The sequence below is a fragment of the Mesorhizobium ciceri WSM4083 genome (assembly GCF_000519305.1).
Taxonomy (GTDB): Bacteria; Pseudomonadota; Alphaproteobacteria; order Rhizobiales; family Rhizobiaceae; genus Mesorhizobium; species Mesorhizobium ciceri_B.
In genome coordinates this window covers 14,357-29,153 of record NZ_KI912610.1, presented here as the reverse complement: position 1 = coordinate 29,153, position 14,797 = coordinate 14,357, and the positions used below count along the sequence as shown (strand labels likewise).

10 protein-coding genes are annotated in these 14,797 nt (G+C 63.5%); 5 read left to right on the top strand and 5 right to left on the bottom strand.

The window, feature by feature from the left end; translation table 11 throughout:
- Positions 1-232: 232 nt before the first annotated feature.
- From MESCI2_RS0125880 to MESCI2_RS0125870, 3 genes are all read right to left on the bottom strand, one after another.
- Positions 233-2,305 (bottom strand): prolyl oligopeptidase family serine peptidase, encoded by a 2,073-nt coding sequence (locus MESCI2_RS0125880; protein WP_027039013.1) that lies wholly within the window; start codon positions 2,303-2,305, stop codon positions 233-235.
- 67 nt (positions 2,306-2,372) lie between these two features.
- On the bottom strand, positions 2,373-3,545 hold the full coding sequence (locus MESCI2_RS0125875; protein WP_027039012.1) for an MFS transporter: 1,173 nt from the start codon (positions 3,543-3,545) through the stop codon (positions 2,373-2,375).
- Between the two features lie 111 nt (positions 3,546-3,656).
- Positions 3,657-4,832: an MFS transporter gene (locus tag MESCI2_RS0125870; RefSeq protein WP_027039011.1), complete on the bottom strand. Its 1,176-nt coding sequence runs from the start codon at positions 4,830-4,832 to the stop codon at positions 3,657-3,659.
- Positions 4,833-5,085: 253 nt separating this feature from the next.
- On the opposite strand from MESCI2_RS0125870, the gene MESCI2_RS0125865 reads away from it, so the two are divergent.
- From MESCI2_RS0125865 to MESCI2_RS0125855, 3 genes are read left to right on the top strand one after another with little or no spacing between them, the layout of a single operon-like run.
- Positions 5,086-6,663 carry a trimethylamine methyltransferase family protein gene (locus MESCI2_RS0125865; RefSeq protein WP_023812287.1) on the top strand — a complete coding sequence of 526 codons (1,578 nt, stop codon included), beginning with the start codon at positions 5,086-5,088 and terminating at the stop codon, positions 6,661-6,663.
- Positions 6,664-6,721: 58 nt separating this feature from the next.
- Positions 6,722-9,292, top strand: coding sequence for a GcvT family protein (locus MESCI2_RS0125860; RefSeq protein ID WP_027039010.1), 2,571 nt, complete (start codon positions 6,722-6,724; stop codon positions 9,290-9,292).
- A gap of 9 nt (positions 9,293-9,301) precedes the next feature.
- On the top strand, positions 9,302-10,657 hold the full coding sequence (locus tag MESCI2_RS0125855; protein ID WP_027039009.1) for a M24 family metallopeptidase: 1,356 nt from the start codon (positions 9,302-9,304) through the stop codon (positions 10,655-10,657).
- Here MESCI2_RS0125855 and MESCI2_RS0125850 read toward each other — a convergent pair.
- The gene (locus MESCI2_RS0125850) at positions 10,622-11,449 is read right to left on the bottom strand and encodes a phosphate/phosphite/phosphonate ABC transporter substrate-binding protein (RefSeq protein ID WP_027039008.1); all 828 of its coding nucleotides are present in this window, start codon (positions 11,447-11,449) and stop codon (positions 10,622-10,624) included. The genes MESCI2_RS0125855 and MESCI2_RS0125850 overlap by 36 nt on opposite strands.
- A gap of 91 nt (positions 11,450-11,540) precedes the next feature.
- Entirely contained in the window at positions 11,541-12,551 is a 1,011-nt protein-coding gene (locus MESCI2_RS0125845; RefSeq protein ID WP_027039007.1) for a fatty acid desaturase, read from the bottom strand.
- Between the two features lie 229 nt (positions 12,552-12,780).
- On the opposite strand from MESCI2_RS0125845, the gene MESCI2_RS0125840 reads away from it, so the two are divergent.
- Both MESCI2_RS0125840 and bmt read left to right on the top strand, forming a co-directional pair.
- Positions 12,781-13,638 (top strand): helix-turn-helix domain-containing protein, encoded by an 858-nt coding sequence (locus tag MESCI2_RS0125840; RefSeq protein WP_027039006.1) that lies wholly within the window; start codon positions 12,781-12,783, stop codon positions 13,636-13,638.
- A 135-nt stretch (positions 13,639-13,773) separates the two neighbouring features.
- Positions 13,774-14,796: a betaine--homocysteine S-methyltransferase gene (gene bmt / locus MESCI2_RS0125835; RefSeq protein WP_027039005.1), complete on the top strand. Its 1,023-nt coding sequence runs from the start codon at positions 13,774-13,776 to the stop codon at positions 14,794-14,796.
- The last annotated feature ends 1 nt before the right edge of the window (position 14,797 follow it).

Here is a 14,797-nt window from a genome sequence, read left to right as displayed (position 1 = left end):
AGCCGCAAAAGCTCGGCGCGCAGCGTACGCGGTGACGGTGTCACCGCGACCCGCAATGCGCGAGCTTCAAATGCGTCAACCAACATCCTGACGAGAGCCATGGCCGGCACCTTAAGCAATTCCAGGAAAAGTGTGAAACGGTTTTCCGTCCGGAATTGCGTCAAAACAAGAGAGCGAGCAAAGGATGGTCGAGGTGAACCACCCTTTGCGCCGGCAACGCTTGGTCTGCCGGTTATGCCGTCCCGCCCAGCGCCCTCTGCAGGAAGACATATTTCATCGCCGTCTGCGCCGCCTGCGGCCGGCGGTCGCCACGCCCGCCATGACCGCCCTCGGTCTCCTCGAAGAACAGCGTCCTGGCATGGCCGGCTTCCTGCAGGCGGGCGGCCATCTTGCGCGCATGGCCGGGATGGACCCGATCGTCAGCGGTCGATGTGGTCAGCAGCACAGGCGGATAGGCGGCAGCGGCGTCAACATGCTGGTAGGGCGAGTAGGCTGAAAGCCACTTCGCGTCTTCGGGTTTCGACGGATCACCATATTCGGCCATCCACGAGGCGCCAGGCGGCAATTCGGCGTAACGCAGCATGTCGAGCAGCGGCACCTCGATGATGACGGCGCCGAAAAGCTCGGGATGCTGCGTCAAGGAAACGCCGGTCAGCAAGCCGCCATTCGAACCACCCTGGATGCCGAGCGAGCTTGCTGTCGCGATGCCGCGCTTGACGACGTCCTGCGCGACCGCTGCGAAATCGTCGAATCCGTTTTGGCGATTGCCCTTGAGCGCCGCTTGATGCCAGGCCGGGCCGAACTCGCCGCCGCCACGGATGCAGGCCTGCACATAGGCATTGCCCTTTTCCAGCCACAGCCTGCCGCGCACGCCGGCATAGCCGGGCAGCAGCGGCACTTCGAAACCGCCATAGCCGTAAAGCAGCGTCGGCACCGGCCCCTTCTGATCGCGCCGCCTGACGACGAAATAAGGGATCATCGTGCCGTCCTTGGAGCGCGCCTCGAACTGCTCCGAGACCAGCGGCGAGGCATCGAAACGCGCCGGCTGCGACTTCACTATAGCGAGCGTCTCGCCATTGTCGTCAGACCAGATGATCGAACTCGGGGTCAGGAAATCGGTGAAGGAGAAGGACACGCTCGAGCCGAACTGCTCGGCATGGCTGATGCCGACATTACCATTTTCGGGCAGCGCCACCGGTTTCAGCGACCAGTTGCCATCCTTGCGCTCACAGACGATGACCTTGCCGCGCACATTGTCCATTAGGCTGATGAACAGCCGGTCCTGCGTGCGGGCAATGCCGGCGATGGAAACGCGATATGCCGGCTCGAACAAGGTCTCGACAGGCCCGATCGCGCCGGTCTCGACCCAGCGCGCCAGGTCGAGCGAATAGAGGCCGTCGGGCTTGCAAACCGTGCCGTCGGGCGCCGTCCACGGGCTGCGCACGCCGAAGACGAGCTGATCCCTGAAGATCGCCGTATCGGTCATGTCATCCGGCAGCGGCAGCTGTTTGTTTTCGCCGGAAGGCAGCCGAAGGAAGATGTGCGAGGCGAAGAAATTCAGCGTTCGAGCCAGGACCAGATAGCGTCTGTCACCGTCGTACTCGACAGCGGCACCAACGGCGAGATCATCCTTCTGCGCCTCGAAGATCGGCGTCGCGTCTTCCAGCTTGGTATCGCGCTTCCACAGCTTTATGACTCGCGGATAGCCGGACTCGGTCTTGTCGGCCTCGTCGAAAGCGGCGGAAACAATCACGGTGTCCTTATCCAGCCAGTTGAAGCCCGACTTGGAAGCGGGTGCACGAAACCCACCCTCGACAAACGACTTGGTCGCGATGTCGAATTCGCGCATCTCGCTGGCGTCGCCACCATCGGGCGACATTGAGACCAGGCAAAGGTTGAAGTCCGGATAGAGCCGGCTTGCACCGCCAAAAACCCATTTTATCCCCTCCTTCGCCGCAAGCTGGTCGAAGTCGATGATCGTTTCCCAGTCGGGCTTCTCGGTCTTGTAGGAAGCGACGGTCGTGCGGCGCCAGAGGCCGAGCACATTGGTCTTGTCCTGCCAGAAATTGTAGACATGGCCGGCTTTTGCCGCGCCGACCGCGATGTTGTCCTCGGCCGTCATCAAGTCGAGCGCGGTCTGGAACGACGCCTCATAGGATGGATCGCCCTGCAATTCGCCAACCGTGACCTCGTTCTGGCGATGCACCCAGTCGAGCGACGGCTTGGCTGTCCGATCCTCTAGCCAGAGGAAGGGATCGTCGGTCGTGGGGGCGGAATTCGGCGTCTGGGTGGCAGGCTTGGTCATGAGGTCTCCGATAAACGCGTTGCTTTGAAAAGCCAACGCCGACAGGCTGTATCGATATTCACTATGCTCAGCGCACGATTGAGGCTTTCCGCCGACCAGCGAGGCTCGCAATGGCCAGCGCCAGGCACAGCAGCCCAAGCGTGATCGGCAGCCCGCCGGCACCCAGAATATCCATGGCGCCGCCGGCCAGCGGCGGCACGGCGATACCGCCGACGCCCCACATCAAGGAAAAGGCCGCATTGCCGGCAACCAGTGCGGAGCCGGTGAAGCGTTCGCCGAGCTCGATGATCGACATCGTGTAGATGCCGTAGGAAACCGCGCCCCAGATAAAGATCATCGGCCAGATGAGCGGCGACTCGATGAGAAGCGGAAGCAGGACGCAGCCGAGCACCGTGATCGCGACGCAGGCAAGCCGCACCAGGCGCGCGGAAAGCCTTTCCGCCAAAAGGCCAAGCGGCACCTGCATGGCGATGTTGCCGGCGATCATCACCGACAGCAGCGCCGACATGCGGGTTTCGGTGATGCCGTGATGGGTGCCATAGACCGGCAGCAACGCCAGCGCGCCCTGTTCGAAGCCGGCGGCGACTATGACGGCAAACAAAAGCAGCCACGCCAGCGGCACGAAACCCAGGACGGAAACCTGATGCCCGGCCTCGTCGACCTTGGGCAAACGCGGCAGCACCGAAGCCAGGCAAATGCCGCACAGCACGAAGGCGAAAATGCCGACCAGAAACGGCGGCCAGCCCTCGGTGCCGACTGCAAGCAGGCACAGTGGCCCGGCCGCGAAACCGGCCGAGATGATCGTCGAATAGACACCCATGACGCGCCCTCGCCGGGCCGGCGGCGCCAGCGCGATGACCCAGATCTCGCTCAGCACATAGAGCGGGTTGGTCACCACACCGATCAGGAAGCGCAGGGGAAACCACAAATAGACATTTTGCGTCCAGCCGATCAGCGCCAGCACGACAGCCGAAAGGGCCGCACAGGTAAGCGCCGTGCGCCCTGCCCCGAACCGCCGCGCCAGCGCCGGGATCAATGGCGACGACAGGATGAAACCGATCGGCGTCATGGCCGCCGACAAGCCGATCATCGCTGGCGAAACGCCCTGGCGCTGCAGGATGAAACTCAGCAGCGGATAGGACAACCCTTGCGCGATGGCGAACACCGAGACGGTCGCGATCACACCGGTGATCGCTGCCCATTGCATCGTCTCGTCCTTGTTCGATTCAACCAAATTCATGTGCGCACCGCTATCGAGGCTGCAGGATTAGCGATTGAGCAACGTGGTGGTAAGCCCCTGGCAGGCGAAAACCGCTTTCTCCGGACAATGCCTGTCAGGAGGTTGGGCTCGTCAAGAAGCTCGGCGCACGGACGACCGATACAGCGCGAACATCACCAGCACCGCGTCGAGGCCGGCGATCACGACCGGCAGCCCGAGCGGGCCGATGCCTTGCATGAGCAGGCCGGCGCCAGGTGGGCCGACGATGCCACCGGCGCCCCACATCAGCGCAAAGGCCGCGTTGCCGGCGACCAGCACAGAGCCCTTGAACCGGCTGCCGAGTTCGACCAATGCCATGGTGTAGACGCCGTAACCGACCGCGCCCATCACCAGCAGCACGACCCAGATCAACGGCGTTGTGATCAGCAGAGGCAGCAAAAGCGCGCAAACGGTTGTTGCCAGCGCGCAGACGATAATCATGGCGCGGCCGCCAAAACGCTCCGCCAGAAGACCGAGTGGTATCTGCAGCAGGATGTTTCCGAGGGAAAGCGCCATCACCAGCGAGGCCAGAACGGCTTCGGCCAGGCCGTAGCTGGCGCCGAAGACCGGGACCAGCGCATAGGTGCTCTGCTGCACCGCCGCCGAGACAAGCACGGCAAGCAGCAGCGCAGGCGCCATCCTGGCAAAGCCGACAAGGCCGCTGGCAGGCTGGCCGTCATCCTCGAAACCGGTGAGCTTAGACGAGACCGCGTGCAGGATCACCGCGCAGAGCGCGAAACCGGCGACGCCGACCATGAAGGGCGCCCAGCCCGACGTACCGAGCAGGGTCAGCGCGAATGGTCCGGCGGCGTAACCGGCGCCCATCAGCGTGTTGAACACGCCCATCACCCTGCCGCGCCGCGATGGCGGCGCCAGCGACAGTGCCCACACCTCGCCGAGGATGTAGAGCGGGTTGATGACGACGCCGATGATGAAGCGGATGACGAACCAAGCCACCCAGTCCTGCAGATAGCCGATACCCAGGAAGCAGAGCGCGCCGATCAGCGAGCAGCCGACCGCCAGGTTGCGCCCACCGACCAGCCGCACCGCGGCCGGCACGAAGGAAGCCGAAAGGATCAGCCCGAGCGGCATCATCGCCGCCGACAAGCCGATCAGCGCCGGCGACATGCCTTGCTTCTGCATCAAGAGCGTGAACAGCGGCGAACTCAGCCCTTGCGCGGCGCCAAACATGGCAAGTGCCGCGGTGACGCCGGCAAGCGCTGCCCATTGCGTTCCTGCTTCGCCTTCGCTCGAGCCGGTCGCGACCATGCTGCCATCCAAATGAACTGCTGGCCATCAGGCCGGCAAGCCCGAGTAGCTATCGGTTCGATCCCGGGAAAGGAAGGGCCGGCCACCGAAATCCGTTTACGCCAACGAGGCGGCAGGATCAGGCCGAAGTCGTGGCCGTGCAACTGCCGTTCCGGCATGTCGCTTCCCTCGCCCTAGTGGTCGCCGCCTCCGCAATGGCTGGACAGCCGCCGGTCCATTATGCCGCCCGCTATCGCATCCTACGAGGACCATCATGACCGCCGCCCTACAACCCTTGGAACCGGCATTGGCCACTGACCGCGCCCGTCGCGGCGGCCGCGCCGGAAAGCGCGCCGGCGGCTCGGCCGCTTTCGAGCAGCCGGCTTTTCGCCAGTTGAAGAACCCACTGGCGCCGACCAGGCTGGTCTCCGACGACGAGCTGGAATCGATCCACCTCGCTTCCCTGCGCGTGCTCAGGGAAATCGGCGTCGACGTGCTGCATGACGAAGCCCGCAGCATCATGAAGGCGCATGGCGCCGATGTGCGCGACGGCAGCGAGCGGGTGCGCTTCGACAGCGACATGATCCTCGAACTGGTGTCGCACTGCCCGTCGGAGTTCACCATCCATGCCCGCAATCCAGCGCACAATGTGCGCTTTGGCGGCAACAATGTGATCATCTCGATGATGGCCTCGGCGCCCAATTGCTCCGACATCGATCGCGGCCGCCGGCCCGGCAACCAGCAGGACTACCGCAATTTCTTAAAGCTCGCGCAGATGCACAACATCCTGAACTGCACGGGCGGCTACCCGGTCGAGCCGACCGATATCCATCCGTCCGTCCGCCACCTCGAATGCATCCGCGATCTCAGCGTGCTCACCGACAAGGTGTTCCACATCTATTCGCTCGGCAAGGAACGCAATGTCGACGGCATCGAGATCGCCAGGATCGCGCGCGGCATCAGCCACGAGCAGATGCTGGAAGAGCCGTCCGTCTTCACCATCATCAACACGAATTCGCCGCTCAAGCTCGACGTGCCGATGATGGAAGGCATCATCCAGATGTCGAGCAAGGGCCAGGTCGTCGTCGTGACGCCGTTCACCCTGTCGGGCGCCATGGCGCCTGTCACCATCGCCGGCGCACTGGTGCAGCAGAACGCCGAGGCGCTTGCCGGCATCGCCTTCGCCCAGATGGTGCGCAAGGGCGCACCCGTCGGCTATGGCGGCTTCACCTCCAATGTCGACATGAAGTCCGGTTCGCCGGCGTTCGGCACGCCGGAATACATGAAAGCGCAGCTCGTCGGCGGCCAGCTTGCCCGCCGCTACAACATTCCCTACCGCACCTCCAACACCTGCGCCGCCAACACGGTCGACGCGCAGGCGGCCTATGAAAGCGTGTTCTCGCTGTGGGGCGCCATCCAGGGCGGCGGCAATCTGATGATGCATGCCGCGGGCTGGCTGGAGGGCGGTCTGCGCTGCTCCTACGAGAAGACCATCCTGGACATCGACCTGCTGCAGATGGTGGCCGAATTCCTGACCCCGCTCGACCTTTCCGAAGAGGCGCTCGGCTTCGACGCCATCCAGTCGGTCGGCCCCGGCGGCCATTTCTTCGGCACCCAGCACACACAGGACCGCTACAAGACCGCCTTCTACTCGCCGATCCTCTCCGACTGGCGCAACTACGAGACCTGGGCAGAAGCCGGCTCGCCGACGGCGCTCGAAAAGGCCAACAAGGTCTGGAAAGAGCGGCTGGCGTCCTATGAGGAGCCTTACATGGACCCGGCCATCCGCGAGGAACTCAACGCCTTCGTCGCCAAGCGCCGGTCCGAAGGCGGCGCGCCGACCGATTTTTAATCGGCTCCCCGCCGACCACCCCATCTGATTCAGTTTACGCAAAAACGGACCTATCTTGATGAAATCTCACGTAAAAGCGGTTGTCATCGGCGGCGGCGTCGTCGGCTGCTCGGTTCTCTACCACCTGGCCAAGGCCGGCTGGACCGACATCATGCTGATCGAGCGTTCGGAGCTCACCTCCGGCTCATCCTGGCACGCGGCAGGCGGCTTCCACACGCTGAACGGCGACCCCAACGTCGCCAAGCTGCAGGCTTATACGGTGCAGCTCTACAAGGAGATCGAGGAAATATCCGGCCAGTCCTGCTCCCTGCATTTGACCGGCGGCGTGATGATGGCCGATACGCCCGAGCGCATGGACTTCCTGCGCCTAGCGCATGCCAAGGGCCGCTATCTCGGCATGGACACCGAACTGATCACGCCGTCCGAGGCCAAGGCGATGTTCCCGCTGATGGACGAGACCAATTTCGTCGGCGCCATGTGGGATCCGGTCGAAGGCCATCTCGACCCGTCCGGCACCACCATCGCCTATTCCAAGGCGGCGAAAAAACTCGGCGCCGAGATCGTGCTGCGCAACCGCGTCGTGGAACTGACGCAGGAGGTCGACGGCACCTGGAACGTCGTCACCGAACAGGGCACGGTGAAGGCCGAGCATGTCGTCAATTGCGGCGGCCTGTGGGCGCGCGAGATCGGCCGCATGGTCGGCGTCGAACTGCCGGTGCTGGCCATGGAGCACATGTATCTGCTGACCGAGCCGATGCCGGAGGTCGAGGAATTCAACAAGTCTACCGGCCGCGAAATGATCGGCGTTCTCGATTTCAAGGGCGAGATCTACACCCGCCAGGAGCGCAACGGCATCCTGCTCGGCACCTATGAGAAGGCCTGCAAGCCGTGGTCGCCGGTCAACACGCCGTGGGATTTCGGCCATGAATTGCTGCCGCCGGACCTCGACCGCATCGCGCCGTCGCTGGAAATCGGCTTCAAGCATTTCCCTGGCATCGAGAAGGCCGGCATCAAGCAGATCATCAACGGCCCCTTCACCTTCGCACTCGACGGCAACCCGCTGGTCGGCCCGGTGCAGGGCCTGACCAATTTCTGGTGCGCCTGCGCCGTGATGGCCGGCTTCAGCCAGGGCGGCGGCGTCGGCCTCGCTTTATCGAACTGGATGGTCCATGGCGACCCCGGCTTCGACGTCTGGGGCATGGATGTCACCCGCTTCGGCGAATGGGCCGGCCTGCGCTACACCAACGCCAAGGTGCGCGAAAACTATTCGCGCCGCTTCTCCATCCGCTTCCCCAATGAGGAACTGCCGGCGGCACGCCCGGCGCAGACGACGCCGCTCTACGACACCATGCTGGCTAACAACGCCGTCATGGGCGACTCCTGGGGACTTGAGACGCCGCTCTGGTTCGCACCTGAAGGCAAGGAACCCAGGGATATCGTCTCCTTCCACCGCTCCAACGATTTTGGGCCGATCGGCGAGGAAGTGCGCGCCACGCGTGAGCGCGTCGGCGTCACCGAGATCGCCAACTTCGCCAAATACGAGGTCTCGGGACCCGCGGCCGAGGATTTCCTCAACCGGCTGATGACCAACCGCATGCCGAAGACCCGCCGCATCGTGCTGACGCCGATGCTCAACGAATTCGGCAAGCTGATCGGCGACTTCACCATCGCCAAGGCGGCAGAGGACCGCTTCATGATCTGGGGCTCGTCGGCGGCGCAGAAATACCACATGCGCTGGTTCGAGAAGCACCTGCCGAAGGACGGAACGGTGCGCATCCACCGCTTCGACCAGACGCTGGTCGGCCTGTCGATCGCCGGGCCGAAATCACGGGACTTGCTGCAGAAACTGGTCGATGTCGACGTCTCGACAAAAGCTTTCCGCTTCATGGATTTCCGCGAGATGGCGGTTGGCGGGGCGCCCTGCATGGTCAACCGCATCACCTACACCGGCGACCTCGGCTATGAAATCTGGATGGCGCCGGCCTACGAGCGCCTGGTTTACAAAGCGATCAAGGACGCCGGCGAGGAATTCGGCCTTGTCGATTTCGGCATGCGCGCTCTGCTCTCCATGCGCCTCGAAAAGAATTTTCCGACTTGGTTCCGCGAGTTGCGGCCGATCTATGGACCGTTCGAAGGCACGATGGACCGCTTCATCAAGCTGGAGAAGAACGACTTCATCGGCCGCGAGGCTGCAGCGAAGGAACACGCGGAAGGACCGAAACTGCGCCGCGTTTCCTTCATCGTCGATGCCGCCGACGCCGATGTCATGGGCGACGAGCCGATCTGGGCCAAGGTCAGCAAGGACTATGGCACGGTGGAAAAGCCGCATGGCTATGGCGCGCCGCGCTTCGACAAGGGCGGCAAGGAAATACGCGGCTCCAAGGCTGCCGAAGGCGCTTCCGCCGTGCGTGGCATCGTCGACGGTGACTGGCGCGTGGTCGGCTGGGTCACGTCGGGCGGCTATGCGCATTATGTGCAGAAGTCGATGGCGCAGGGCTACGTCCCCGCAGCGCTTGCCGAGGACGAAAGTGCCGGGCTGTTCGAGATCGAGATCCTCGGTCACCGGCGCCCGGCCCGCATCAATGTCGAAGCACCCTTCGATCCGAGCGGCGAGAAGATGCGGACCTGAGGTTCGACCATGGGCAGCGCGGGGCCGAAGGGCAGCTTTGGCCGCCATCGCAAGATCATGCCGTTCGAGCCAGGCTCGATCGAGGCCCTCCGCGACGCCTCCCGCCGGAAGGCGGCTTCGCTCAACCAGCATGTGCTGGGCTATGGCGCGCAGGCCGAGGCTGAATGGGCTGCGGCAGGCATTGCCGCGCCCGATCTTCCTGCCATGCGTCAATACCGGCTGGAGCGCATCCGCGCCGAGCTGAAGCGGCGCGGCTATGCCGGCGCCCTGCTCTACGACCCCGTCAACATCCGCTACGCCACCGACAGCACCAACATGCAGCTTTGGGTGGCGCACAACCCGACGCGGCATTGCTTTGTCGCCACCGAAGGGCCGGTGCTGCTGTTCGACTATTTTTCCTGCGAGCACCTGTCCGACCACTCCGGCGTCGTCGACGAAGTGCGGCCGGCGGTGTCGTGGATGTATCTTTATGGCGGCGACCTGACGGAGCAGAAAGTTCGCCGCTGGGCCGCCGGGATCGCCGATCTGGTGAAAGAGCATGGCGGCGGCAACAGCCGCATCGCCGTCGACCATATCAATCCGGAGGGCGTCGAAGAACTGGCGCGGCTCGGGATTTCCATCGGCAATGGCGAAGCGGTGATGGAGAACGCGCGGCTGATCAAATCACCGGACGAGATCCTCGCCATGCGCCGCGCCATCGTCGCTTGCGAGGCGGCGATGGGCGAGATGAAACAGGCGCTGAAGCCGGGGATTTCCGAAAACGAGCTGTGGGCGGAATTGCACCGCGGCAACATCGCGCGCGGCGGCGAATGGATCGAGACGCGACTGCTGACGTCAGGCCCGCGCACCAATCCATGGTTCCAGGAATGCTCGTCGCGGAAAATCGAGGCTGGCGATCTCGTCGCCTTCGACACCGACCTGATCGGCCCTTACGGGTTCTGCGCCGACCTGTCGCGCACATGGCTGTGTGGGGACACAAAGCCAACCAATGAACAGCGCGACCTGTTCCGCATCGCCGCTGACCAGATCAGGCACAACACCGAACTGATGCAGCCGGGCATCTCGTTTCGCGACCTCGTCGAACGCTCGGCCGTGCCACCGGGAGACTGCTTCCCGACGCGATACGGTGTGCTCTATCACGGCGTCGGCCTGGCCGATGAATACCCAACCTTGCCGCATGCCAGCGACTGGACATCGGACACTCCGGACGGCGTGCTGGAACCGGGCATGGTGCTGTGCGTGGAAAGCTATATCGGCAGGCTTGGCGGGCGCGAAGGCGTCAAGATCGAGGAACAGATACTGATCACCGATACGGGCAACGAACAGCTCTCAACCTACCCCTTGGATAAGAGACTGCTCGGCTAGCCCGGCAATGGCCTCGCGCAACGCCCCAACCGTCCTTTCCGGTGTCCCTGCGGCGGTGATGTAGGGCAGGCCTTTGCGCCGTCCGGTCCAGCCGACGACCGCCACCTTTTTCGCCGCCGGCTCGCAGCGTTGCGCCAGTGCCCAGCTCTCGCAGTCGATGGCCGCTATATCGGCCTTGCCCTCTGCAATTGCGACGATCGAGGAACGGTGCCCACCGCTTTCGCTGCGCGAGGCAAAGAGGTCAAGGCTCTCGCCCATCGCCTCCAGGTCGCGCGTCAAACCGAGGAACCCCGACATCGAATCGAGGCTGTTGAAGGTGAAGCGCTTGCCGCGGATCCGATCGAGTGGGATCAGCGGGCTGCCATCATTGGGCGAGGCAACCGACGGCGCGCCATCCGCCAGCATGACGATGGCGCTGGAATAGAGCTCGCCCTGCCCGCCTTCGTAGGCGTCGTAGCTTGGCTGGGCAACCACCTGCACATGCCTGGACAGGCCGAGTTCCATCGGCCCCCAGCAGGTCTGCGCGAACAGCAGCGCCGGGTGCAGCCACAGTATGTGAAAATCGAGCTCGTCCGGCGGCAATGTCGCTGGATCGGGTGCGATCAATGCACCGGCAGCATCACGAATACCGCCCGGCACCGGCGGCAGGTCTCCATTGCGCCGCACGATGGTTTGCGGTGCGTCGATACCCTTTTGCCGAAACGCGTCGCGCAGCAGCATCCATTGCGCGTCGACCTCGCCGCGCATTTCGGGCCAGTCATACATCGGCAACGCCGCAACCAATTCACTCATGCCGATATCAAATCATCATGTCTGGAGAAATGATCGCAAAAACGCGGCGCCCAATCAGAATTGGCCGACATGGATTCCGGGTAGACCGGAATTATTCCTTCGGCGGCTCGGCGGGAACCGGCGCACTGCCGAGCCCGCTGATGCTGCGCGCCCTGATGCGCGGCTTGAAGGCCCTGCCCGGCTCGGCTTGACGCCGCAGCACCGGGTGCACGATCGGCTCCTTCGCCTTGAACGCATAGGCTTTGATCAGCGCGAAATAGTTGGGATAGGCATAGCCATTGTTCATCCGCAGCCATTCCTCACGGCGGTCACGAAACAGCTTGGGCAGCTTGTACCACGCCACAGTCGGGGTCTTGTGATGGACGAAGTGCAGATTGTTGTTGAGGAACAGGAACGACAGCGGCGAGCGCTCGACGATCACCGTGCGGCCTTCCGGATGTTCCGACCATTGATGCTCGGCGAAAGTGCGGATCGAGATCAGCGATTGGCCAAGCCAGACCGGCACCAGAATGTAAAGCCACAGCGGGATGCCGAAGCCGAACTGGACGATCGGCAGCACGATAGCAAGGCCGATCGCATGCAGCAGCCAGGCCTTGCGGATCGGCTTGTCGCCGGCGATCACCTGCTTGGCATCGTCGATGAAGAAGCCGACGCAGGACAGCCACGGGCCGAGCACGAAGCGGCCGGCCATGGTGTTGTTGATCTTGAGCAGGAATTTCATCGTCGGCGGCAGCTCGTCATGCTGCCAGAGCGCCTGATAATAGCTTTCCGGATCGTCCAGCGGGTCGGTCAGCCGCTCGTCGGCGTGGTGACGCAGATGGATTGTCTTGAAGCGGCGGAACGGCCAGACCAGACCGATCGGCAGAAACACGAAGGCTTCATTGACCCGCGCGTTGCGTGTCGGATGCCCGTGCAGCACTTCGTGCATGATCGACGATTGCAATGCGGCGGTCAAAGCCAGGATGGCGAGCGCCAGGACGGGGTAGGATGGCCAGAGCAGGAAACCGGTGGCGAGCCATGTTGCGTAGCAGAAAAAGGCGAGTACCACGGTCGGCCACTCGATGGCCGGTGCGCTGTGTCGCCTGATGCTCTTGCTCGTCATGCTATCGACCACTGCCCCTCAGTCGCCGGAACCCCAATTGGCTCCTGACAGCATAGTGTCAGGAGAAATGATTCCACTCAACGAGACAAAGTGCACAAACTGTTGCGATTGCGCATTTCCAACCGCACATGTTATACATTGTAAACAAAGTTAGGGATTCATTTACGCCTGAGGCGCGCTTGGAAGCGATTCGGCGCAAATTTTTCCTCAATCGAGGTGGAGAACGCACATGGACAAGCGCGACCTGTCGACGATCTTCCGCGAACGCCTGAAAATGCTCTTGACACGCTCCGACCTCAACCAGTCGGCCTTCGCGACCGCGGTCGGCATCGACCGCTCGGCGCTGTCGCAGCTGCTGTCGGGCGCCTCGACCCGCCTGCCCCGCGCCGAAACGCTGCTCAACATCGCCGCCGAGTTCAAAGTGTCGCTCGATTGGCTTCTCGGCCTCAGCCAGGACGAGGGTCTCACCGGCGAAATCCGCGAGAGCCTGGAGATAGAAGAGGCACCGGACGGTTTCGACCGCACGTTGCTGGCCAAATGGCATGCGGAGGCGGCCGGCACCAAGATCCGCTACGTGCCGGCCGGCATCCCCGACCTCCTGCGCACCGAAGCACTGGTCGACTACGAAGCCGGTATCACCAACAAGAGCCGCCTGGCGCAAGCCGGAGAAACGCAATACCGCATCGACTACAACAGGCGGCCGGAAACCGACATGGAAGTCTGCATGCCGCGCCACACGCTGGAGATTTTTGCCCGCGGGCTGGGTGTCTGGGACCGTTTCCCCGAAGCCGACCGGCGCGCCCAGTTGCTGCACATGGCGACGCTGCTCGACGACCTCTACCCGACCTTCCGGCTGTTTCTCTATGACGGGCGGATGCGCTATTCGATCCCTTACACCATCTTCGGCCCCTATCGCGCCGCCATCTATGTCGGCGACATGTATCTGGTGCTCAACGCCACCCAGCCGATCCAGACGCTGATCCAGCATTTCGACAATCTGATCCGGGCCGCCGACATCAATGCGCATGAAGCGGCGGGCTTCGCGCACAAACTGGCCGGCATGTCATTCCCGTCAGGCACGGTCTGAGCTTTTGGCAGTCGAAATCACCGCCGCCCATGACCCAAGGCACTGCATGAATGACTCCGCTAGTGCTATTTCATTGACTACACATAAAGACTTCGTTATATCCTTATTCGAATTCTAGACATGAAAGCCAATCCGATGACGACGACCAACCCGATCGATGCGCTGCTGGCTGAAAAGGGCGTGCTGCTGGCCGATGGCGCCACCGGCACAAACCTGTTCGCCATGGGGCTGGAGGCGGGCGAGGCGCCAGAGCTGCTCAACGAGACGGCGCCCGACACCATCACCAGCCTGCATCAGAATTTCGTCGATGCCGGCGCCGACATCATCCTCACCAACTCGTTCGGCGGCACCCGTCACCGCTTGAAGCTGCACCATGCCCAGGATCGCGTGCACGCGTTGAACAAGCGCGCCGCCGAGCTTGCGCGTGCGGTCGCCGGCAAGGCCGGCCGCAAGGTGATCGTCGCCGGCTCGGTCGGCCCGACAGGCGAATTGCTGGTGCCGCTCGGCGCCATGACCTATGACGAGGCGGTCGACGCTTTCGTCGAGCAGATCGAGGGTCTCAAGGAAGGCGGCGCCGAAGTCGCCTGGATCGAGACGATGTCGGCTCCCGACGAGATCCGCGCCGCCGCCGAGGCTGCCATCCGCGTCGGCCTGCCCTACACCTATACCGGTTCCTTCGACACCGCCGGCCGCACCATGATGGGCCTGCTGCCCAGGGATATCCACGGCGTCACCGACGGACTGTCGCAGGCGCCTCTCGGCGTTGGTGCCAATTGCGGCGTCGGCGCATCCGACATCCTGGCCTCGCTGCTCGACATGACGGAGGCGAAGCCGGAGGCCACGGTGATCGTCAAGGGCAATTGCGGCATTCCCGAATTCCGCGGCACCGAAATCCATTATTCCGGCACGCCCGAACTGATGGCCGATTATGTGCGCCTCGCTGTCGATGGCGGCGCCAAGATTATCGGCGGCTGCTGCGGCACCTCGTTCCTGCACCTTGCCGCCATGCGCAAGGCGCTCGACGCGCACACCAGGGCGGATCGGCCGACGGTTGCCGCGATCGTTGAGCGCATTGGTCCGATGCGCAACAAGGTCGCGACGGAAAACACCGCCGAGACCAGCGAAGCCCGCCGCGAGCGCCGCCGCAGCCGGGCCTGAC